This is a genomic window from Streptomyces sp. NPDC033229 (assembly GCF_055576875.1).
The window spans coordinates 1-1,197 of the sequence record NZ_JBVIQR010000212.1 but is presented as its reverse complement, the minus strand read 5'-3'; the positions used below and the strand labels follow the sequence as shown (position 1 = coordinate 1,197).

Annotated in this window: 1 pseudogene; it reads right to left on the bottom strand. The window is 66.7% G+C overall.

The features are described from left to right. Nucleotides 1-244: 244 nt before the first annotated feature. Nucleotides 245-459, bottom strand: a pseudogene (locus ACZ53N_RS37465) (IS5/IS1182 family transposase); the annotation flags it as partial. Between the last annotated feature and the right edge of the window lie 738 nt (nucleotides 460-1,197).

The window sequence follows — 1,197 nt, the reverse complement described above, 5'->3', positions numbered from 1 at the left end:
CGACAGCCGGGCCATCAGCCCGACCGCCACCAGCCCGAACAACCGAAACGGCCCGCCGAAGAAACCGACGGACCGTCACGAAAGATCGAGGCTAGAGGATCTTCAGCGTTGCTGCTCCAGGGTGAGAATGGCCTGGGTTATTGACGTGAGGCGGTTGGGCTGATGCGGGCGTTGCGGAAGATCCGCCAGCACTTGAGGCGGGTGGAGGCTCGCTCGACCGGCAGCCGGGCGTGGGCCCGGCCCCGGTTGACGCTGGTTGTTTGATGGTCAGGTCGCTGACGTCGAAGCCCGCGGCGAGCTTGGCGGGGGTGGTGTGCTCGCGTGGGTACACCGGCGCCACGATCGCGCGCTGGGAGGGCCGCAGTCTGCAGCGGCGGTCATCCTCACAGGTGGCGATCAGCATCGTGACCCACTCCACCAACGTGTGCGGCAGTCCAATGCGGCAGGATGGACAGCCAACGAGGCTCCCAGGCTGTGGTGCTGAGACGTCAGACATCTCGATCAACAGCCCGAGGGCCTCGCCCGTTACGGGCCCACCGCCAGCACCCGATCAGTGGCCACCCTGAAGATCCTTACTGAGCCTTTTCAGCGGTAGCCCTCCAGGGTTCAGACGGGCCATACCGCGTTCGACAGGATACCGGAGCCGGGCATGGGCCTTGTTCAGCAACCGCTGTCGGACGGTGAGTTCCAGACGTGGACGGCGGCGGTACGGGACAGCGAAGGTCCCGCCGGCACCGAGACAGCCCAGGTCCGCCAGGGCTGGGGTAGGGTACCCAGCCGTTGATGTTCTCCCCTTGAAGATGGGTAGCGGGTGGTTGCGCTGTGGGGGTGAAGTCTCGGGAGTGCACGGACCTCGTCGAGATCCGCACCGATGGGGCGAAGCCCGTAGCGGCGCCAGCTTTCCTCAACATCCATCGCTGGTCTCCTTGATCGTCCGGCCCGGCCCGTGGCCTATCGGCCCCACCCATCGCCGTTCGGTCGGACGACGGCTCCTCTGCCGGTCACAGTATGCGCACCGAGAGCCGGCCCATGTGGGTCAGCGGCCACCGGCGCAGGTGACCAATGCCCCACGCCACCCGACATCACTTACTGAGGGTTTCGACGTGAAGTCGGTGGTGACGGTGGGTGGTCCCTGCGCTATGCCGTGGGCATGCGGTATGCGCAAGGGGGTGGCCTGAGTGCCGATCGGCGGCAGGC